Raw genomic sequence first — 18,623 nt, 5'->3', positions numbered from 1 at the left:
GCGATCCGGCGCGGCCGGGCCTGGGCATGTCGGCATCTATTGATCGTCCTTCGAATCGCATCGCCGTCATTGGCGGCGGAATCACCGGGCTGACCGCGGCGTGGCATCTCTGCCGTCGCGACCCGACGGCTCAGATCGTGCTGTACGAGTCCGCCAATCGCCCCGGCGGGGTGCTGCAGACCGAGCGGCACGACGGCTACTGCCTGGAACTCGGGCCCGACAGTTTTCTCCGTCGGCTGCCGTGGGCTGTGAAGCTCTGTGAGCAGCTAGGCATTGCCGGCGAGTTGACGCCCACCGAGCCTGCCTCCGCGGGGGTTTATACCGTGTATCGCGGCCGGTTGGTGCGGATGCCCGAGGGGCTCGCCGCGATGGCTCCGCAGAGGATCTGGCCGATGATCCGCACCCCCATTCTCACCCCGTGGGGCAAGGTGCGGATGGCGGCAGAGCGGCTCTTGCCCGCCCGGCGCGAGTCCGACGATGAAAGCCTCGCCCAATTCGCCCGCCGGCGATTCGGCGCCGAGGGGCTCGCGCGGATCATCCAACCGCTCGCCGGGGGAATCTACATGGGGGACCCCGAGCGACTCAGCATGCGGGCCGCGTTTCCGCAGCTCGTGGCCGCCGAACGCGAGTGCGGCAGCCTGATCAAGTCGTGCCGCATCGCCGCACGCCGCGCAGCGAAGGTCCCTCCCGCGCCTCGCGACACCGTTTTCACCGCCCCGCGCGGCGGGATCGGCCAACTCGTCGGGGCGCTGGTCGCCGCGCTCCCCGCGGAGTGCATCCGCTTGAACCATCGCGTCGAGACCCTCGTTCGCGACAGGTCGGGATGGCGCATCGTCGGCGTCGACGCGTCGACGGGGCGCGCGTTTGACGAACGATTCGCACGCGTGCTGATCGCCGCGCCGGCCCGCGAAGCCGCGACGATGCTCCGCGGCGCCGACGAGAATCTCGCCGACGTGCTCGCGGGCGTCCCCACGACAAGCTGCGTCGTCGTGAACGTCGCCTATCCGTGTGCGGCGATCGGCCGCCCGCTCGACGCGGCGGGGATTGTGATTCCGTACGTCGAGGGGCGCCTGTTGGCTGCCTGCACCTTCAGCAGCGTCAAGTACGCCGGCCGCGCCCCCGCCGGGGCGGCGCTCTTGCGAGCGTTCCTCGGGGGCGCGCAGCGCCCCGAGGCGGTCGACGCCAGCGACGCCGAACTCGTCGACGTCGTCTGCCGCGAACTGGCCGATCTCTTGGACGTCCGCGGCGAACCGCTCCTGGTGCGCATTGCCCGCTGGCGTCACGTCATGCCGCAGTACCACGTGGGCCATCTCGATCGGATTGCCGAAATCGAATCGCGAACCGCATTGCTCCCCGGGCTGGAACTGGCGGGGAACTCCTACCGGGGGATCGGCATTCCCCATTGCATTCACGACGCGCAGCAGGCGGTCGAACGCCTGCTGGCGACCTCCGCCCCCCCGCTTTCCCGCGCCGAGGCCTCGGCCGACGCGCCTCACGCCGCGAGTCCCGCATGAGACCTTCGTCGCTTCCCCGGCTGATCGCCGAACCGACTGCCGCCGGGCCGTTCGATCGCAGTCCGCTCATGTTTTACTACGAGGTGACGCAGGCCTGCGATCTGGTCTGTCAGCACTGCCGGGCGTCGGCTCAAGAATGCGCAGACCCCGACGAGTTGTCCCCGGCCGAGTCGCTGGCTCTGGTGGACGAAGTCGCCCGTTTCCCCGCGCCGCCGACGATCGTGCTCACGGGGGGCGACCCGCTGAAGCGCGCCGACCTGTTCGCGTTGATCGCCCGGGCTCGCGAGCGCGGACTCCGCGTCGCGGTCACCCCGTCGGCCACTCCGCTCGCCGATCGCCCTGCCCTGGAGCGGCTGAAAGACGCGGGCGTCATGGCCCTGGGGATCAGCCTCGACGGCGCGAGCGCCGCTTCCCACGACGCCTTTCGCGGCTGGGAGGGGAGTTACGCGCGAACCTTCGAGATGCTTAGCGCAGCGCGCGAGTTGGGACTCCCCGTGCAGGTGAACACGTCGCTCACAACGCGCAACTTCAGCGAGTTGGAGCAAATGGCCGAACAACTCGATCGGTTCGAGGTCGTCATGTGGTCGGTGTTTTTTCTGGTGCCGGTCGGGCGGGGCGTCGACCAGCCGCGACTGTCGGCGAACGAGTACGAGTCGGCGTTCGAGCGGCTCTACCGCGAGAGCGCCCGGCGAAACTATGCGATCAAGACGACCGAGGCCCCCCACTATCGCCGGTTCGTGCTCCAGCACGGCGGCGATCCGCAATCGCGTCCCGCGGCGTCGGGGCGACGCGTGCCGCTGGGAGTGCGCGACGGCAAGGGAATCATGTTCGTGGGTTGCCGAGGCGAGATATTCCCCGCGGGATTCCTGCCGCTGGAGTGCGGACGCTTTCCGCATGACTCGCCGGTCGAAGTTTACCAGTCTCACCCAACGTTCGTCGCTCTGCGCGACGCGTCGCAACTCAAGGGTCGCTGCGGGGCATGCGAGTATCGCGAAGTCTGCGGCGGCAGCCGCGCTCGCGCGTTCGCGGTCTATGGCGACCCGTTGGAAGAAGAACCCGATTGCGCCTATGTCCCCTCGGGCGACGAACCGCTCGTCATGCCGTGAGCCGGGCGTCGTCCTTCAGCCCCGGCGGACGTGTTGCGGCGCCTGCCTCAGCGAGCTTCGCTCGGCGCGGGCGAGCAAACCCGCTCCATGACCCATCGATCGACGTCGGCGAGCATCTCGGTGTCGAGTTCGCAATCGCCCGGGTACTGCCGCAGCGACAGTTCGAACCCTGCGGCGTGGAGCAACCGCAAATCGGCCACGACCTGCGACTCGGGGTAACGGTCGCTCTGCCGGGTCGAAACCAACAACAGCGGCAGCCGCCGGGCGGCTTTCACGCGAGCCAAGGGAGCGTCTCCCTGCGGCATGGCGCCGCATAGCGACACGGCGCCCGCAAACCACTCGGGGAACCGTAGCGCCAACCTCAACGCCATCGTCCCGCCGCGGCGATGACCCGCGATGAAGACGCGGTCGGCATGCACGTGGAATCGTTCGCGAGCTTCTTCGACGCCGGCCCGCACTTGTTGGGCCGCCTTGTGCACCGCATCGGCCGACTCGCGCCAGACGAAGCCGTGCTTCTCGCGCCGGCTCGTTTGCGTGCCGCGCACCGCGACGGCCACGTAGTTGCGCAGGCTCACGTGCGGCATCACTTGACGAATCTGTCGTTCGTTGCCGTCGTCGTCGTGCAGCCACACGAACAGCGGATACGCGTAGTTCCGCTCGTAATGCATGGGCGTGAAGAACGACAACCCGTCCTCGTCCAGCCGCTCGACCGGCCGACGCCACGATCGCTGGCGAGCGGTCGCCGACTCCCCCTGTTGCCACGGAGAAGCCGAACCAAGAGAGCCGCTGACGCTGGGAAGTCGATTCATAGTTTGTCGTGAGTCGCTCAGGCGGGAAGGACCCGCCGCGGCGCGTCTGCTAGCAAACGCCGCCGCGGACGAGGTCGTGGACTCGGAGGGTGGGGTTGTATGCCAGGGCGCGCCGCCTTGTCAACGGCGGAGCCGCGCCGCTAGCACGGCACATTACACCAAGCCGGCCATCGTCGACACCAGCGACTTCACTGCGTCGACGCTTGCCGTGAACGCCTTCTGCTCCTCAGCCGTGAGCTTCAGTTCGATGATCTTCTCGACCCCGCTGGAACCCAACACCACCGGCACGCCCACGTAGTACCCGCCCACCCCGTACTCCTTGTCGCAGTAGGCTGCGCATGGGATGAGCCGCTTCTTGTCCTTGACGATCGCCTCGACCATCTGAGCCGTCGCCGCGGCCGGGGCGTAGTACGCGCTGCCGGTCTTGAGCAGGGCGACAATCTCCGCTCCGCCGTTGGCCGTGCGCTTCACGATCTCGGCGAGCCGCTCCGCGGGAATGAGCTGAGCGACCGGGATGCCGCCGACTGACGTGCAGCTGGGCAACGGAACCATCGTATCGCCGTGGCCCCCCATCAGCAGAGCCGAGACGTCCTCGACGCTCACCCCCAGTTCCATCGCCAGGAACGTCCGATACCGGGCCGTGTCAAGCACGCCGGCTTGCCCCAGCACCCGGTTGGGGGGAAAGCCCGTCACCTGCAGCGCCCGCTGCACCATTGCGTCGAGCGGATTGCTGACGACGATGACGATCGCCTGCGGGCTGCTCTTCTTCACCTCGGTGCAGACCGCCGTCATGATCTTGGCGTTCGTGGCCAACAGGTCGTCGCGGCTCATGCCCGGCTTGCGGGGGATGCCCGCGGTGATCACCACGACGTCGCTCCCCGCGGCGTCGGCATAGTCGGTCGTGCCGACGACCTTCGAGTCGAACCCGAAAATCGGCGAGGATTGCATCAGGTCGAGAGCCTTCCCCTTGGGCATGTCCTCGGTCTGGGGAATGTCCAACAGGACGATGTCCCCCAGTTCCGCAGCCGCACACCAATGAGCGCACGTGGCGCCAACGTTGCCTGCCCCGACGATGGTGATCTTCGCTCGCTTCATTCTCTAGGTCCCCTGTCTTGGCTATTTTCAATCAAAGACGATGTCAGGGCGATGTTTAACGCGCTCGTCGCCCCCCTCGCGGCAGCAACGAGGGCAAGTATCGCGCCGCAGCCACAGCCACGCAAGGGGCTGCGTCTTGCCCGTTCGCCCCCAGTGCGAAGACCGCCCCCAAGTCGCCGCGCCCTGCCGAGCCTCCGGCGAATTGCCGCACAGATCGGCCTGCTTGCGGAGCATTCCCGCACACTGCTGGCTCAAGCCCTCTCTAGACTCTTCCTGGTCCCTTCCCTACCATGCCGCCCCCTTCGTCCGCTGGACCGCAGTTTCCTCACGGCCTGACGCCGGCATGGCTTCGCACACAAGCGCCACCTCCGACTGGTTCCGCCGCGGACAGGATCTCATCCTGCCGATCTCGATCATCGCCAGCGTGCTGGTGATCCTGGTCCCGCTGCCGCCGGTCATGATGGACGTCCTGCTGTCGGCCAACATCGCGGTGTCAGTGATCGTGCTGATGACCACGATCTACGTGCAGACGCCGCTGGAGTTCAACATCTTCCCCACGCTGCTGTTGGCCACCACGCTTGCGCGGCTGGTGCTCAACGTGGCGACGACGCGGCTCATTCTCACCCGCGCGGCGTTCGACAAGGAGACGGCCGCAGGCGGAGTGATCACCGCGTTCGCCGACTTCGTCGCCGGCGACGGCAAAATTGTCGTCGGGCTGATCATTTTCGTGATCATCATCACGATCCAATTCGTCGTGATCACCAAGGGCGCCACGCGCATCAGCGAAGTCGCGGCCCGGTTCGCCTTGGACGGCATGCCGGGCAAACAGATGGCGATCGACGCCGACCTCAACGCCGGCGCCATCGACGAACGCGAGGCCCAGCGCCGCCGCGAAGAAATCGCCCAGCAGGCCGACTTCTACGGCGCCATGGACGGCGCCAGCAAGTTCGTCCGCGGCGACGCCATCGCCGGCATCCTCATCACGGTCATCAACATCGTCGGCGGGCTGGTGATCGGCGTCGGCCAGTACGGAATGGGCTTCGGCGAGGCGGGGTCGCTCTTCACGCGGCTCACCATCGGCGACGGCTTGGTGAGTCAGGTCCCCGCGTTTCTCGTCTCGCTCGCCGCGGGCTTGCTCGTCACCCGCAGCACGCAGAAGAGCAACCTGCCGCAGCAGTTCGTCTCTCAGATGCTGGCCCGGCCGCAGGCGCTGACGATCACCGGCGGCTTTCTCATGGTCCTGGTGACGACCGACCTCCCTGCGGCCCCGCTGATGATGCTCGGCGCCGCCTGCTTGGGGATGGCTCGGATCATGACGAAGCAGAACCAATCGAAGCAAACCGAAGCCGCCGCCGCTCAGGCCGAGGCGGACAAACCCCCGGTCGAGGAGCGGATCGAGGATTATCTGGTCGTCGATCCCATGGAGATTGAAGTCGGAGTGGGACTGATCCGACTCGCCGATCCCAAACGAGGCGGGGACTTGCTCGAGCGAATCCAGCGCGTCCGGCAAAGCGTCGCCGGCGAAATCGGCATCATCATGCCTAAGGTCAGGATCCGCGACAACATGCGGCTCGACCCGAACGAGTACCGCCTCAAGATCGCCGACATGCCGGTTGCCCACGACCGCGTCGAACCGGCAATGCTGATGGCGATCGACTCGGGGATGACCAGCGGCCCCCTCGACGGCGTCGACGCCAAGGACCCGGCCTTCGGCGCCGACGCCAAATGGATCTACCCCGCCCAGCAGGACGAAGCCGAAATGCTCGGCTACACGGTCGTCGAACCGGGCGCCGTAATCGCCACGCACGTCACCGAGGTCTGTCGGCGCCACGCCGACGAAATCCTCACCCGCGACTCAGTGAAACATCTGGTCGACGAACTCAAGGCGACCCAGCCCGCGGTCGTCAGCGAGCTGATCCCCGGCGCCATGTCCCTGGCCGAAGTGCAGGCCGTTCTGCAAATCCTGCTGCGCGAGCAAGTGTCGATCCGCCAACTCGGGCTCATCTTGGAAACGCTCGGCGACTACGCCGGGCGCACCAAGGACCCGATTCTGCTGTCCGAGTACGTGCGGCACCGGCTCGCCCGACAGATCTGCACCCGTTATCGCGACGCCGAGGGGAAGCTGCACGTCGTGGCGGTCGATCCGGCGCTCGAGGAGCGAATCCGCGCCGGCTTCGAGCACAGCGAGCGGGGTCTCTTCATACGCATGTCCCCCCAGGCGATCGAAGCGACCTGCCGTGCGCTCCAGAAACCGCTCGAAAAGCTCCTGGCCGCCAACCACGCGCCGATCGTGTTGGTGAGTCCGCAGATTCGCGCCGCGCTCAAGCAAATGACGGAAAATCACCTGCAGCAACTCGTCGTGCTGAGCTTCAACGAGGTCACCCGCGACACCGAGGTCGTCACCATGGGGCTCGCTAGCGACGCTGTCGCTTAGCCGCGCTCCAACTCGCCATTCACAAACCGCCCGCCGCGTGCTACACCCCCGCGGCCGCCGGCGACCATGGAGGTCGCGGCCAGGGGGATGATGTCCGCGTCGTTTCTGATCCCCGACCCCTGACCACTCGTCTCCTCCCGCCGATGCAAATCAAAACCTTTCGCGCCAAGACGATGCCGCAAGCGCTCGACCTCGTGCGAAGCGAGCTGGGGCCTGCGGCCACGGTGTTGCATGCTCGGGAGGTAAGCGCCGGGCTGCTCAGTCGCATGCTGTTGGGCCGGCGGTACGAAATCGCCGCGACCCTCGATGATCGCGTCGGCGCTCCCTCCGCAGCGCCGCAAGTCTCCCCCGTCGCGGCGGCCTATGCGTCGCAGCGCGCGACCGCGCCGCGCATGGCGCCGCTCCCTGAAACAAGCGACCCATCACGGCTTGACGCCGCCGTCACCTACGCCCCGCGCGATCCGTCGCTCCCCAGTTCGCAATTAGCCGAGTTGGAGGAGATGGTCCAGCAGCTGCGGAGTCGGTCGCTTCCGCCGCAGCCCGCCCCGCAAACGACTGAGCCCTTGGCGCCGACGACCTCGCTGTTCGATCTGTTCGCCGAGCTCGTCGAGCGCGAGGTCGACGAGGATCTGGCCCGCGAGTTGATCGAATCGCTCGCCGGGCCGGAACGCGATTTCGACGCCCCCGGCGACCGCGCCGCACTGGGCCGACGCATTGCCGAGCGTTTCGCCGCGACCGGCCCGATCCGCCTTCCGACCGGCGAGACGCGGATCGTCGCCCTGGTCGGCCCGACCGGGGTCGGCAAGACGACCACGATCGCCAAATTGGCCGCGAACTTCCGTCTCCGCGAGGGCCGCCGCGTCGGGCTGATCACGGTCGACACGTACCGGATCGCCGCGGTCGAACAGCTTCGCACCTACGCCGACATCATCGACCTGCCGCTGGAAGTCGTCGGCACGCCGCGCGAGATGCGCGAGGCGGCGGCTCGCCTGCAGGGTTGCGACCTGGTGCTCATCGACACCGCGGGCCGCAGTCCCCGCGACGAGGTGCAGATTCGCGAGCTCCGCTCGTTGCTGGCAGAGGCTCGGCCCGACGAGGTGCATCTGGTCCTGAGCGCCGCGTCGAGCGCTCGCTCGCTGGCCGCCGCGGTCGACCAATTCGCCCCCGCGGGATTGACCCATGTCGTCGTCACAAAGCTCGACGAAGTCGAGGCCCCCGGCAATCTGCTCAAGCTCTCGCAAACCAAATCGCTCCCCATGAGCTACTTCACCCATGGTCAGCACGTCCCCGACGATATCGCCCCCGCCGACGCGGTAACGCTCGGCGCAATGATCGCAGCGGCCTATGAGTAGGGGAAGCGGCGCTTGCAACTGCCCCGGTTCGAAGCTCGCTGTTTGTCGCGGCGTGCTCGAAACAAGAGATCTCTCGGCAACTTCCGGTGACGGGGACGAGCGATTGCCGTCCGAGTGAGCCAACCCTCGTCCCCTGCCGCCTCAAACCCTGCGTCCAAACCTCTGGCGCCTCATCCCCCGTCTCTGCTCCCTATGCCTGATCAGGCCGATCAACTCCGCGAGCTGGTTCGCGAAACGCTGGTGCTCGCCGGCGGTTCGCCCGCGGGCTACGTGGCGCTCGCGGGCAGTTCAGTCGGCGTCGGAGTCACCACGTTGGCGACAAGCGTGGCTCAGCAACTCGCTTCGCTGGGGGCGCGTACTCTGGTCGTCGACGCCAATCTCGCCCGGCCTGCCCTCGGCTCGCGGCTCGAGGTCGCCGCATCGGCCGACCTTCACGCCGTGTTGGCCGGACGCCGACGGTTGACCGAAGCGACCGTCCCCGCCCCGTTCGGCGCCGCGGTGATCTGCGCAAAGCCCGACCCGCTCGATCAACCGCCGCAGGGAGAGTCGCTCGATCGCCTCGTCCGGGAGCTCCGCGCCGCCGCCGAGCGGTTCGACGCGATCCTGGTCGACGTCGGCGCCGAACTGACTCCCTGGGGCGATCGTATTTGTCGCTCCAGCAGCGAGATTCTCCTCGCCGGGTCGGTCCGCCCCGACGACGTCCGCTCCGCTTACGCCCTCGTGAAATCGTTCGGGGGACGGCATCGCGTGCGACTCGCGCTGCGCGGCTCGTGGGAGGCTGCCGGGGCCGTCGCCCGTAAAATCGGCGAAACGGCGCTCCAATACGCGGGAGTCGATCCGCTGGTGCATCCCCCCGCGGTGCTCGTCCCCGGCAACGACAAGGCGGCGCAAGCTGAACGCCGCAGCGCGTGCCGACTGCTGGCGGCCGAGTTGCTGGCGCCGATGCGCATTGCACATCAGCGACGTCCACGCACGTCGCGCGATCTCGGCCGTCGCCTCGCAGCGGCGCGGGAAGTCGACCCGCACCCGGCAGACGACGCTCCGACGTTGAGCTGGCGCCCCTGACGCGGGCGCAGTTCTCGCACGAAAAAAAATCGCTCCCTCCTCATATTCCGATCAACCCCCACGCCTCGCCATGACGATAACGCAAGAGTGCAGTTCGCCGCGCGCCGAGTTGGCAATGTGGCGCGACTGCGACGAGTTTACCGGCAGTCGAGGCAGTTCGCATGGCACGACGTTACGCCGTCATTATGGGGCTGGTCAGCCTGACGGTCGTCCTGCTGCGAGCGTTCAAGAACGGCGGAAGCCTCGAGACGGCGGTGTTCGCCGGTTTGAGCTGGATGGCGATCTTTGCGGTCCTCGGCGGCATCGTCGGGACCCTCGCCCAAACGACCATCGAGGATTCGATTCGCGTGCGCATCGAAGCCGATCTTCGCGACATTGCCGCCGCCCGGGCGGCGGGGGGACATGCCAACGCGACGACCTAATTGCATCCTGGTCGCGCCTTGACTGACCGCCCCTCGCGTCGGGACGAGCCTTACGACACGATCCAATTACAACTGACACTGCGAGAAGGACTCTCGCTGACTTCGCACTCGGCGGGCGACCATTGCGGTCCCCCGCGCGAGGCAAGGCATCACGGAGGATTGCATGGCGACAATGCTGGTGGCTAGACGGTCGTCGGATGAGGAAATCGCCGAAGTCTGGCGCGAGTTCAAAAAAGACCCCCGTCGCGAGTTGCGCAATCGACTCGTCGAGCAGTATCTGCCCCTGGTCAAATACAACGGCGAACGCATCTGGTCCCGGCTCCCCGACGGAGTCGAACTCGACGACCTCATCTCGGCCGGCGTCTTCGGGCTGATGGACGCGATCAACGCTTTCGACATGGACCGCGGCGTCAAGTTCGAGACTTACTGCGTTCCCCGCATTCGCGGCGCCATGCTCGACGAACTGCGAAGCATGGACTGGGTCCCGCGGCTGGTTCGTTCCAAGGCCAGCAAGCTCAACGAGGCGGTCAAGCAGCTCGAGGCCCAGTACGGCCGGCAACCGACCGAGATCGAACTCGCCGAGCGCATGGCGATTTCAGTCGCCGAACTCGAAAAAATGATTACTGAGGCGAACGCCGTGAACCTGGTGAGCCTCAACAAGAAGTGGTACGAGACCGACAGCTACAAGGACGTCCGCGAGATCGACGTCCTGGAAGACAAGAAAGGCGAAGACCCCACCGGCCGCATTCAGAAATCCGACATCATGCGGCTCGTTACCAAGGGTCTCAACCGCAACGAGCGGCTCATCATCATCCTCTACTACTACGAGGAGATGACGATGAAGGAGATCGGCGCTACGCTCGATCTCAGCGAAAGCCGAGTGAGTCAGATGCACAGCGCCATCGTCTCGCGGCTGCAGAACCAGCTTGGCCGCCGTCGGCCGGAGTTTGGCGCCTGAGCCGTCTCCGACGACGACCGCTCCGCAAAACAAACGAGCCCCCGGCGTTTCGCCGGGGGCTCGTTGCGCTGAGAGCAGATTGTCGATCCGCTGCGGCTTAGCCCCGTCGCCGAACGACGGCCAATCCGCAGGCGACGATCCCTGCCAGAGTCAGGCTCGCGGGCTCGGGGATCGGAGTCCCCTTGACCCAGAAGCTGATCTCCGCGTCGAGCCGGATCGTGGGGTTCCCGCCCGAGACGGTGTTGAACGTCGTCAGGCGCACCCACCTCGTCGTCGTGGCGTCAACGAACTGCATCTTCACTTCATATGACTGCGAGCCGGTGTTAGCCATCGAGTCCGTGACTAACGAGGTCCCGCCGGCCAACAGGTTGCCCGCCGTCGAGCCGGAGAAGTTCGGCTCCTGAAAGATGTGCTCGGTCGCGAGCGGCAGGCCTTCCCAGCCTAAGTGCGTCGCGTTCCCGTTCGGCTCGGTATGGACAAGATCGTCGAGGAAGATCTGAATGGGAGCGGTGATGCCGGCCGTGTTACGGATCCGGATCATCTCCAACACGCCGTAACCGTTCGACGAAGTGAGAATGCCGTCGGCAGTGGCGCCGGCGAACGGCGTGACCGTCCCCGTCGGCAGGTCGATCGTGACCTTATGCCAACTGCCGTCGAGCGGGACGGGGTGCAGGTCAAGATCGATGAATTCAATCCCGGCGGTCGCTCCGCCGTTAGCGCCAATCGTCGTCGTGCTGCTCGCTTCGCGCACGCCGATGCTGAAGGTCAAGGAAGCCGCCTGGGCCTGCCCGACGACCAGCGTCAGGGCCGCGGCGGCCAACAGTCTCGGTAACTTCATGAGGTCTTCTCCCGTTGAAGGCGGCTGACGAGCGGGACCCGACAGCGAGGCGAAAATGAGGAGTCGCGGATCGAGCAGGGCTCAAATCGCGAGGAATCGCTACCCTCAGATTAATCAAAATCACCCAAGATCGCACGCAAACGTTGCGCATTGAATTCTCTGTTTTTCGCAAATGCGGGGTTTGGGGGGCGAACTCGGCCTTCGCCCCCCCCCCGGGCGGCCCGCCAAAAGCTGGGGAAAGCTGGGGGTGGCCAAGAACGTCGTGGCCACCCCCCCTCGCAGCCGGGAAGAATCGACCTCGTTCGACGACGGACCCAAGCGCGGAACTGCGGCAGACCGGCGACGGGGGGGCGGGACCGAAATCACTCGCCGGTGCGCGCCGCCTGCCGACTCAGGCGACCGCGGGGTTCCGGCTCCTTGCAGTCGGGACCTCGTTCGAACGCTGGGATCTCATCCGTCTTTCCGAGTCGCCCCCCCCGCGAAGCTCGCGCACCGTATCGCCTGTACGGCTTCTGCCGATCGCCGCCGGGGCGGAATTCGCCCGAACTCCCCCCCTGCGGGTTGCCGATCGAGATTCGTTCGCATCCTAGAGCTACGGTTGCGTAACTCGCGGCCTAGGGTCCGCCGGTGCGCAGTCGTTGCGCACCAATGCGCCCGGATGGCCAGACTTTGCACTTGCAAAGCCGCCGGCGAGCGTGCTCTGACCGACGCTCGCCAGGGGTGCGTCCGCGGGGCATGGACGAACGCCTGCCGACCCCGTAGTTTGGGACCGATGCGACGCTGCGGCCGTCGCACTCGCAAGTCCCTCGCACGGCAGGCTCCACGCATTGCCGCCTCCCGGGGGGAGTCACCGTGTCGTCGGACGCCATCACCATGAATCGTGCCGGAACGCTGCCCGGCGGCAACAGCGTCGTCCTGGTCCTCCTTGCGGTCCTGCTGGCCTACGCCGCGGCGATGTTCGCTCATGTGCCGCAAGGATGGACCGAGCAGTCGCTCGGCCACGCGGCCCACGCCGTCGCGGTCTCGGAAGGCGCGGCTCACGCGGCGGGTCTGGCCGTCGAGCATGCCGCCGACCACGCCTCGCCCCCGCCCGCTTGGTCGGTGATTCCGTTCGTGCTGCTTCTGGGCGCGATTGCAGTCTTTCCGCTGCTGCACGCCACCGAGCATTGGTGGGAGCACAACCTCAACCGATTCAAGGTTGCCGCAGGGCTGGGGCTGGTCACCCTCGCGTACTACGCCTTCCTGCATCACGCGCCGGTCGAGGCGCACTGGCCCGGGCACGCCGTGGTCCAACCCGTCGACGGCGTTCAGGTCGGCTTCGTCAAGGCAATCCTCGCCAATGCGATTCTGCACGAGTACATCCCGTTCATCGTGCTCTTGTTCAGCCTTTATGTCATCGCCGGCGGCATTCGCATCACGGGCGATCTGACCGCCGATCCGCTCACCAACGGGCTGTTCATGGCCGTCGGCGGCGTGCTGGCCAGCTTCATCGGCACCACCGGCGCCGCGATGGTGCTTATCAGACCGCTCTTGGAAACCAATCGCGAGCGCAAAAACGTCGCCCACACCGTCATCTTTTTCATCTTCATCGTCTGCAATTGCGGCGGCTGCCTGCTGCCGATCGGCGACCCGCCGCTGTTCCTGGGCTATCTCAAGGGAGTCGGGTTCCTGTGGACGATGGGGCTGTGGCAGGAGTGGCTCTTCACCAACGGGATGTTGTTGCTTACGTACTGTCTCCTTGATCACCTCTGGTTCCACCGGCGTGAGACGCTCCGCGACATCGAGCGGGACCTAACGCAGGTTCGCCGGCTGAAGATCGAGGGACTGGCCGTCAACGGAGCCTTGCTGACCGGGGTCGTGTTGGCCGTAGCGCTGCTTGATCCCTCGAAGGCGCTGCCCGGAACCGAATGGCACCCGCCGATGTACCTTCGCGAGGTGGTGCAACTCGCCCTCGTGGCCGCGTCGCTTCACTTCGGCTCGAGTCGCGTCCGGGAAGAGAACAACTTCAACTACGCGGCGATCGTCGAGGTGGCCGCGCTGTTCGTGGGGATCTTCGTCTGCATGCAGCCCGCGCTGCAAATTCTCAACGCCAACGGAGCGGCGATCGTCGAAAAGTTCAAGCTCGGCCCGGCCGAGTTCTTCTGGGCGACCGGCGCCCTGTCGTCGTTCCTCGACAACGCGCCGACGTATTTGGTGTTCTTCCAGACCGCGCAGGACCCGGCTTCGGCGGCCAGCTCGGCCGATACGGGGCAAGTCCCCGCGGCGATTCTCTCCGGCATCAGTCTGGGAGCTGTCTTCATGGGCGCCATGACTTACATCGGCAACGGCCCGAACTTCATGGTCAAGGCGATCGCCGAGAAATCGGGAGTGAAGATGCCCAGCTTCTTCGGCTACATGGCCTACAGCTGCTGCATCTTGCTGCCGATCCTGGCCCTGATGAACTGGCTGTTCCTCGACTGACCCTTCGACGCCAGCCGTACTTGACGCCTGTCCTTCGCCCCTGGCGCCGGCGACGCGGGGCGCCGAGTGTTGCGATTCATGGAGGGAGTCCTGCGTGCCGATGCTGGTCGCGATAGCCACGTACAACGAACGAGAGAACCTGCCGTCGCTGGTGGCGGCGGTGCGCGACGCCTCGCCCGACGCCAAGGTAGTGGTGGTCGACGACAATTCGCCCGACGGCACGGGGACGTGGTGCGACGAGCAAGCCCGGCAATGCGACTGGTTGCACGTCATCCACCGCTCCGGCAAGCAGGGGCTGGGCAGCGCGACATGGGCGGCGATGCAGTGGGCGATTGCCCGACGAGCGGAGTGGCTTGCGACGCTCGACGCCGATTGGAGTCATCCCCCTGACGCCTTGCCGCGACTCGTCGAGACGCAGGTCCGCACCGACGCCGACGTGGTGATCGGCTCGCGTTACTGTCCCGGCGGAATCGTCGACGGGTGGCCGTTGTCGCGGCGGCTCGTAAGCCGCGCGGTGAATCTCGCGACTCGGGCGGCGCTCGGACTGCCGGTCCGCGATGCCAGCACGGCGTTCCGGCTGTACCGCGTCGCGGCGCTCGAGCGGCTCGACTTCTCGCTGCTGCGTGAGAGCGGCTACGCATATCTGGAAGAAATGCTGTGGCGACTGCGAGAGCAAGGGGCGACCTTCGCTGAGACGCCGATCACGTTCACCGACCGTCGCGAAGGGGAGTCGAAGGTCACTGCGGGCGAGGGGCTCGGGAAGTTGCGGATGCTCCTGCGATTGGGTTGGCGGCGGCTGTCGAGGCGCTGACCGGTCGTTGAAAGAAGAGACCGGCTTGCGGAGCACGGCCGGCAGACTCCCGGACGGCTGTGATCCGCGCGCGTACCTGTTCCCTTGGTCTGCCTGCTAAGCCGGCAAGCGTCGGGCGGGACGGGTCTTGCAGGGCACGCGGAGTGCGCCGGTTGTTCCGGCCGCGGCAATCCCCCGCGCGAGGGCCGAGTGCGACCTACGATTGTCTGTTCGGCGTTGCGCCGCAGACCATCGTCGCCTACGTATCCTCGCAGGATTCCCTCCGTCATGAGCGCCAAGAAACGCATCGGCATTCTCACCAGCGGGGGCGACTGCCCCGGACTCAACGCGGTCATCCGCGGAGCGTTCAAGGCGGCCCATCAACTCGGGTACGAGTGTCTCGGGTTCCTCAAGGGATACGAGGGACTCTACAACCCCGTCAACTACGTCACGCTCACTTCGAAAAACACGACCGGGATCCTCAACCAGGGGGGGACGATCCTGGGGTCGACGAACAAAGGCCGGTTCGCAGCCACGGTCGGGGTCGCCGATCGGGTCGAACTGGATCCGGAACTGCTCGAAGGAGTCGCCGGCACGGTTCGGCAGTTGGGAATCGAAGGTCTGATCTGCATCGGCGGCGACGGCTCGCTTGCCGTCGCCCAGCAATTTCACGAATACGGCATCCCCGTCGTGGGGGTCCCCAAGACGATCGACAACGACCTGCAGGCGACCGCATTTACGTTCGGGTTCGACAGCGCGGTCGAGTGCGCGACCAACGCCCTCGATCGGCTCCACACGACCGCGGCCAGCCACGAGCGAATCATGGTCCTGGAGGTTATGGGGCGCCACGCGGGGTGGATCGCCCTGCACGCAGGAATTGCGGGCGGGGGGGACGTCATCCTGCTCCCCGAGATTCCGTGGACCTACGACGACGTATGCCACAAAATCCTCGACCGCGAGGCGAAAGGGAAGAAGTTCACGCTGGTCGTCGTCGCCGAGGGGGCGCCGTTGCCGGACGTGGGGCTCGTATCGCAGGAGCGAGCAGGCGCCCAAGCGAAGCTGGGAGGGATCGGGCCGCTGGTGGCGGGTGAGATCGAACGCCGGCTCCATCGCGAGTGCCGCACGGTGATCCTCGGCCATCTGCAACGAGGCGGGGCGCCAACGACATTCGATCGCGTGCTGGCCACGCAATACGGCGCCCACGCGGTGCGGCTGATTGTCGAGCGACGGTTCGGAGAGATGATTTGCTACAACCCGCCCGAGATGGGAAGCGTGGCGATCATGGAGGCGGTCAATCACATTCGCGAGGTCGATCCGTGCGGGGCCGCGGTGCAAGCGGCCCGGGCGATGGGGATCAGCTTCGGCGACTGCCCGGCCGACGAGAGCCCGTTCGCGTGTCCGAACTGGCTGCTCGCCGACGAGGGCGAAGCCGCGACCGCGGACGAAGTGGAAGCGGACGTCGAGTTCACGCTCGACTTGTGCGAAGCGGCGGCCGACGAGGCGCTGGCGGAATAGCGATGCAATCGTCGCCTGGGCGCAGGAAGCGTCGGCGATCGGTCGCCCCGGAGGGGCGACGCCGACTGGCGCCGACTATTGGCTCGCGCGTGCGCGGACCACGCCGACAAATCCGCCGTGGGGAGGGAGCGTCGTTTCCCACGGCCGTTCGCCGAGCGAGACGCGCTCTTCCCGGAACGACGGTCCTTCGGCTTCGACGGGGCCGTCGGCGATGACCGTCATCGTCTCCGCCCGCGAGACGCCCAGTTCGCCCAGCGGCAACGCGATGCTCCGCGGGGTCGGTTCGCCGTTGATTCCCGCGACGTACCAGCGATCGCCGCAGCGGCGGGCCAGGACGACGAACTTGCCCGGCTCGCCGGCGAGGAACTTCACGTCGTCCCAAACGGCGGGGACATGACGCAAGAACTCCTGCACGAAATCAGGCGCCTTGACCATCCCGGCGGGGATCTCGGCGTAGTGCTGGATCCCCGAGGTGAACAGCACCGCCAGCGCCAACTCGTGCCCCGCCGTCGTCCGCCGACGGATGTTCGGCACGCGGTCGAGCGCCGTCGGCGTGTAGTCCATCGGGTCGAACACGTTGCGCGTGAACGGCAGCAGGGCGTTGTGACTCGGCGCCTGATCGGCGTTGGCCTGCTCGAACGTGATGAACTCCATGCCGCGGATCGACTCCATCGTCATCAAATGGGGGTAAGTTCGCTGCCAGCCGCGGGGGAGCGTGGCCCCGTGGAAGTTGATCGCCAGTCCGTACGGCGCCGCGTCCTCGAGAATGTCGTGGTAGTAGGCGATCATCGATTGCCCGTCGCCGCCGAAGAAGTCGATCTTCAGCCCCGCGACGCCGAGCTCCTTGAGCTTCTCGAATTCCGCGACGCGACTCTCGTGCGAAAGCATCTTGTCGCGCGGCGTGTAGGGGGTCGTGTTCCACGAGCCGGCCGAGTTGTACCAGACAATGATCTTCACATTCTTGTCGCGACCGTAGCGAACCAGTTCGGCCAATTTTTCTTCGCCGATCTTGCGATCCCAATCTGCGTCGACGAGGCAATACTTCCAGTGCATGTCGCGGGCGTAGTCGATGAACTGCTTCTGCACGTCGAACACGGTGTGGTCGTCCTTCAGCAAGACCCAACTCCACGAGGACTTGCCCGGGAGATCGGCGGCGGCCGCCGGTTCCGCGGGCGGATCGGCCAAATCGACCCCCAACATCGATTCGGTCACGGTCTCCAGCGAGCCGACGACGATCACCCGCCAGGGGGTCGTCCACGGGAGCGACGAGGTCGGATTCGCCGGACCGCCGGGGAAGACCTCGCGGGGATCGGCGAAAGCGATCGCGTACTCGCCGCCGGGAGACTCGCTCCCCAGACGGCAGCCGCAGTAGGTGCGGCCCAGCCCCGTTTCGCTGAGGAGCACCCACGTGTCACCTTCCTCAAACGCTGTCGTGCGAAACAACGCGGGGAAGACCCATCCGGCGCCGGTCGGCGACGGCTTGCCGACTTCGACGTCCTTCTCGTAGTACTCCTCGTACGACGGATTGGACTTCTCCCACCCGGTCTTGGCGACCGACATCGGCTGCAACCAGGCGCGCGTCGCGGGGAGGAAGCGGAACGAGGTCGCCTCGGTCTTGATCTCATGCGTCGTCGCGTCGGTCTCGGGAAAGCGATAGCGAAACGCGACGCCGTCGCGAGAAACGCGGAACACGACATCGAGCAATCGCCCCCCGGATTCGGCATAGTGAAATACGGCCTCGTTCGCCTCGTAGCGATTGCGGCGACGCTTGGCCGTGAGAATCTCGTACTCGTCGACGACGACGTGCACCGGCTCGGCGCCGAGGAAGCGAAGGCCGCTCGTGAAATCGGCGTCGTCCCGCACGAGCCCCAACTTCGAGTCGAGCAGCACGGGGCGGCCCTGCCGTTCGATCGCGTACCGTGGCGCTCCCGCGTCGTCGAGCACAATCCGCACCCGCAACTGGCCATCGGGGCTGCTCACGTCGCCGCACGTTTCAGCAGCGCGAGCGACGCCCGCCAGGGACAGGACGATAAATATGGCGAAAAGCTTGGCAATCATCGTAGTGCTGCGTCCTCGAACGATTCAATTCTGGCGGACTATTCTGGGAGATAGCGGATCCCGTACTGACGAGCAGAACACGTCCGCTCCCTGTTGCAGCCGGGACGAAACGGGGCCGAATTCCGGGGCAGACGGCGTCCCAACCCCGGCTTGATCATCATTGAACCTGATTTCTCGCCCGTTACAATCGAGGTTCTTCTCAGTTTT

The 18,623-nt window shown here is 66.4% G+C and carries 14 protein-coding genes; 10 read left to right on the top strand and 4 right to left on the bottom strand.

Annotation, left to right across the window (positions count from 1 at the left end; genetic code table 11):
- Window positions 1-26: 26 nt before the first annotated feature.
- Together hemG and KF688_12745 are read left to right on the top strand one after the other, a co-directional pair.
- Window positions 27-1,514: a protoporphyrinogen oxidase gene (gene hemG, locus KF688_12750; protein ID MBX3426543.1), complete on the top strand. Its 1,488-nt coding sequence runs from the start codon at window positions 27-29 to the stop codon at window positions 1,512-1,514.
- Window positions 1,511-2,620 carry a radical SAM protein gene (locus KF688_12745; GenBank protein ID MBX3426542.1) on the top strand — a complete coding sequence of 370 codons (1,110 nt, stop codon included), beginning with the start codon at window positions 1,511-1,513 and terminating at the stop codon, window positions 2,618-2,620. Before hemG ends, KF688_12745 begins: the two co-directional genes overlap by 4 nt.
- A 47-nt stretch (window positions 2,621-2,667) precedes the next feature.
- Here the strand turns inward: KF688_12745 and KF688_12740 are convergent, their stop codons facing one another.
- Window positions 2,668-3,429, bottom strand: a complete 762-nt coding sequence (locus KF688_12740; protein ID MBX3426541.1) for a prolyl oligopeptidase family serine peptidase — start codon at window positions 3,427-3,429, stop codon at window positions 2,668-2,670.
- Window positions 3,430-3,582: 153 nt separating this feature from the next.
- Complete coding sequence (gene mdh, locus KF688_12735; GenBank protein MBX3426540.1) at window positions 3,583-4,524, bottom strand: malate dehydrogenase; 942 nt, start codon at window positions 4,522-4,524, stop codon at window positions 3,583-3,585.
- A gap of 343 nt (window positions 4,525-4,867) precedes the next feature.
- Between mdh and flhA the strand changes: the two genes are divergently transcribed.
- From flhA to KF688_12710, 5 genes are all read left to right on the top strand, one after another.
- Window positions 4,868-6,958 (top strand): flagellar biosynthesis protein FlhA, encoded by a 2,091-nt coding sequence (gene flhA / locus KF688_12730; GenBank protein ID MBX3426539.1) that lies wholly within the window; start codon window positions 4,868-4,870, stop codon window positions 6,956-6,958.
- A gap of 143 nt (window positions 6,959-7,101) precedes the next feature.
- Window positions 7,102-8,310 carry a flagellar biosynthesis protein FlhF gene (gene flhF, locus KF688_12725; protein MBX3426538.1) on the top strand — a complete coding sequence of 403 codons (1,209 nt, stop codon included), beginning with the start codon at window positions 7,102-7,104 and terminating at the stop codon, window positions 8,308-8,310.
- A gap of 192 nt (window positions 8,311-8,502) precedes the next feature.
- Entirely contained in the window at window positions 8,503-9,375 is an 873-nt protein-coding gene (locus KF688_12720) for a hypothetical protein (GenBank protein MBX3426537.1), read from the top strand.
- A gap of 161 nt (window positions 9,376-9,536) precedes the next feature.
- A complete protein-coding gene (locus KF688_12715; protein MBX3426536.1) occupies window positions 9,537-9,797 on the top strand; it encodes a hypothetical protein in 261 nt (86 codons plus the stop codon).
- 163 nt (window positions 9,798-9,960) lie between these two features.
- Window positions 9,961-10,755: a FliA/WhiG family RNA polymerase sigma factor gene (locus KF688_12710; GenBank protein ID MBX3426535.1), complete on the top strand. Its 795-nt coding sequence runs from the start codon at window positions 9,961-9,963 to the stop codon at window positions 10,753-10,755.
- A gap of 97 nt (window positions 10,756-10,852) precedes the next feature.
- Here KF688_12710 and KF688_12705 read toward each other — a convergent pair whose 3' ends face one another.
- Entirely contained in the window at window positions 10,853-11,593 is a 741-nt protein-coding gene (locus KF688_12705; GenBank protein ID MBX3426534.1) for a PEP-CTERM sorting domain-containing protein, read from the bottom strand.
- Between the two features lie 873 nt (window positions 11,594-12,466).
- On the opposite strand from KF688_12705, the gene KF688_12700 reads away from it, so the two are divergent.
- The 3 genes from KF688_12700 (at window position 12,467) to KF688_12690 (ending at window position 16,358) form a co-directional block, all read left to right on the top strand.
- The gene (locus tag KF688_12700) at window positions 12,467-14,053 is read left to right on the top strand and encodes a sodium:proton antiporter (protein MBX3426533.1); all 1,587 of its coding nucleotides are present in this window, start codon (window positions 12,467-12,469) and stop codon (window positions 14,051-14,053) included.
- Window positions 14,054-14,147: 94 nt separating this feature from the next.
- Window positions 14,148-14,864 carry a polyprenol monophosphomannose synthase gene (locus KF688_12695; GenBank protein MBX3426532.1) on the top strand — a complete coding sequence of 239 codons (717 nt, stop codon included), beginning with the start codon at window positions 14,148-14,150 and terminating at the stop codon, window positions 14,862-14,864.
- Window positions 14,865-15,131: 267 nt separating this feature from the next.
- Entirely contained in the window at window positions 15,132-16,358 is a 1,227-nt protein-coding gene (locus KF688_12690) for a 6-phosphofructokinase (protein ID MBX3426531.1), read from the top strand.
- A 75-nt stretch (window positions 16,359-16,433) separates the two neighbouring features.
- Here KF688_12690 and KF688_12685 read toward each other — a convergent pair whose 3' ends face one another.
- On the bottom strand, window positions 16,434-18,416 hold the full coding sequence (locus KF688_12685; GenBank protein ID MBX3426530.1) for a glycoside hydrolase family 97 catalytic domain-containing protein: 1,983 nt from the start codon (window positions 18,414-18,416) through the stop codon (window positions 16,434-16,436).
- Between the last annotated feature and the right edge of the window lie 207 nt (window positions 18,417-18,623).

This window comes from Pirellulales bacterium, assembly GCA_019636345.1.
Taxonomy (GTDB): domain Bacteria; phylum Planctomycetota; class Planctomycetia; order Pirellulales; family Lacipirellulaceae.
This window is presented reverse-complemented; position numbering and strand designations above follow the sequence as displayed.

Coding starts and splice junctions, on each gene's coding strand:
- hemG (MBX3426543.1), top strand. CDS start 27: ATGTCGGCATCTATTGATCGTCCTTCGAATCGCATCGCCGTCATTGGC.
- KF688_12745 (MBX3426542.1), top strand. CDS start 1,511: ATGAGACCTTCGTCGCTTCCCCGGCTGATCGCCGAACCGACTGCCGCC.
- KF688_12740 (MBX3426541.1), bottom strand. CDS start 3,429: ATGAATCGACTTCCCAGCGTCAGCGGCTCTCTTGGTTCGGCTTCTCCG.
- mdh (MBX3426540.1), bottom strand. CDS start 4,524: ATGAAGCGAGCGAAGATCACCATCGTCGGGGCAGGCAACGTTGGCGCC.
- flhA (MBX3426539.1), top strand. CDS start 4,868: ATGGCTTCGCACACAAGCGCCACCTCCGACTGGTTCCGCCGCGGACAG.
- flhF (MBX3426538.1), top strand. CDS start 7,102: ATGCAAATCAAAACCTTTCGCGCCAAGACGATGCCGCAAGCGCTCGAC.
- KF688_12720 (MBX3426537.1), top strand. CDS start 8,503: ATGCCTGATCAGGCCGATCAACTCCGCGAGCTGGTTCGCGAAACGCTG.
- KF688_12715 (MBX3426536.1), top strand. CDS start 9,537: ATGGCACGACGTTACGCCGTCATTATGGGGCTGGTCAGCCTGACGGTC.
- KF688_12710 (MBX3426535.1), top strand. CDS start 9,961: ATGGCGACAATGCTGGTGGCTAGACGGTCGTCGGATGAGGAAATCGCC.
- KF688_12705 (MBX3426534.1), bottom strand. CDS start 11,593: ATGAAGTTACCGAGACTGTTGGCCGCCGCGGCCCTGACGCTGGTCGTC.
- KF688_12700 (MBX3426533.1), top strand. CDS start 12,467: ATGAATCGTGCCGGAACGCTGCCCGGCGGCAACAGCGTCGTCCTGGTC.
- KF688_12690 (MBX3426531.1), top strand. CDS start 15,132: ATGAGCGCCAAGAAACGCATCGGCATTCTCACCAGCGGGGGCGACTGC.
- KF688_12685 (MBX3426530.1), bottom strand. CDS start 18,416: ATGATTGCCAAGCTTTTCGCCATATTTATCGTCCTGTCCCTGGCGGGC.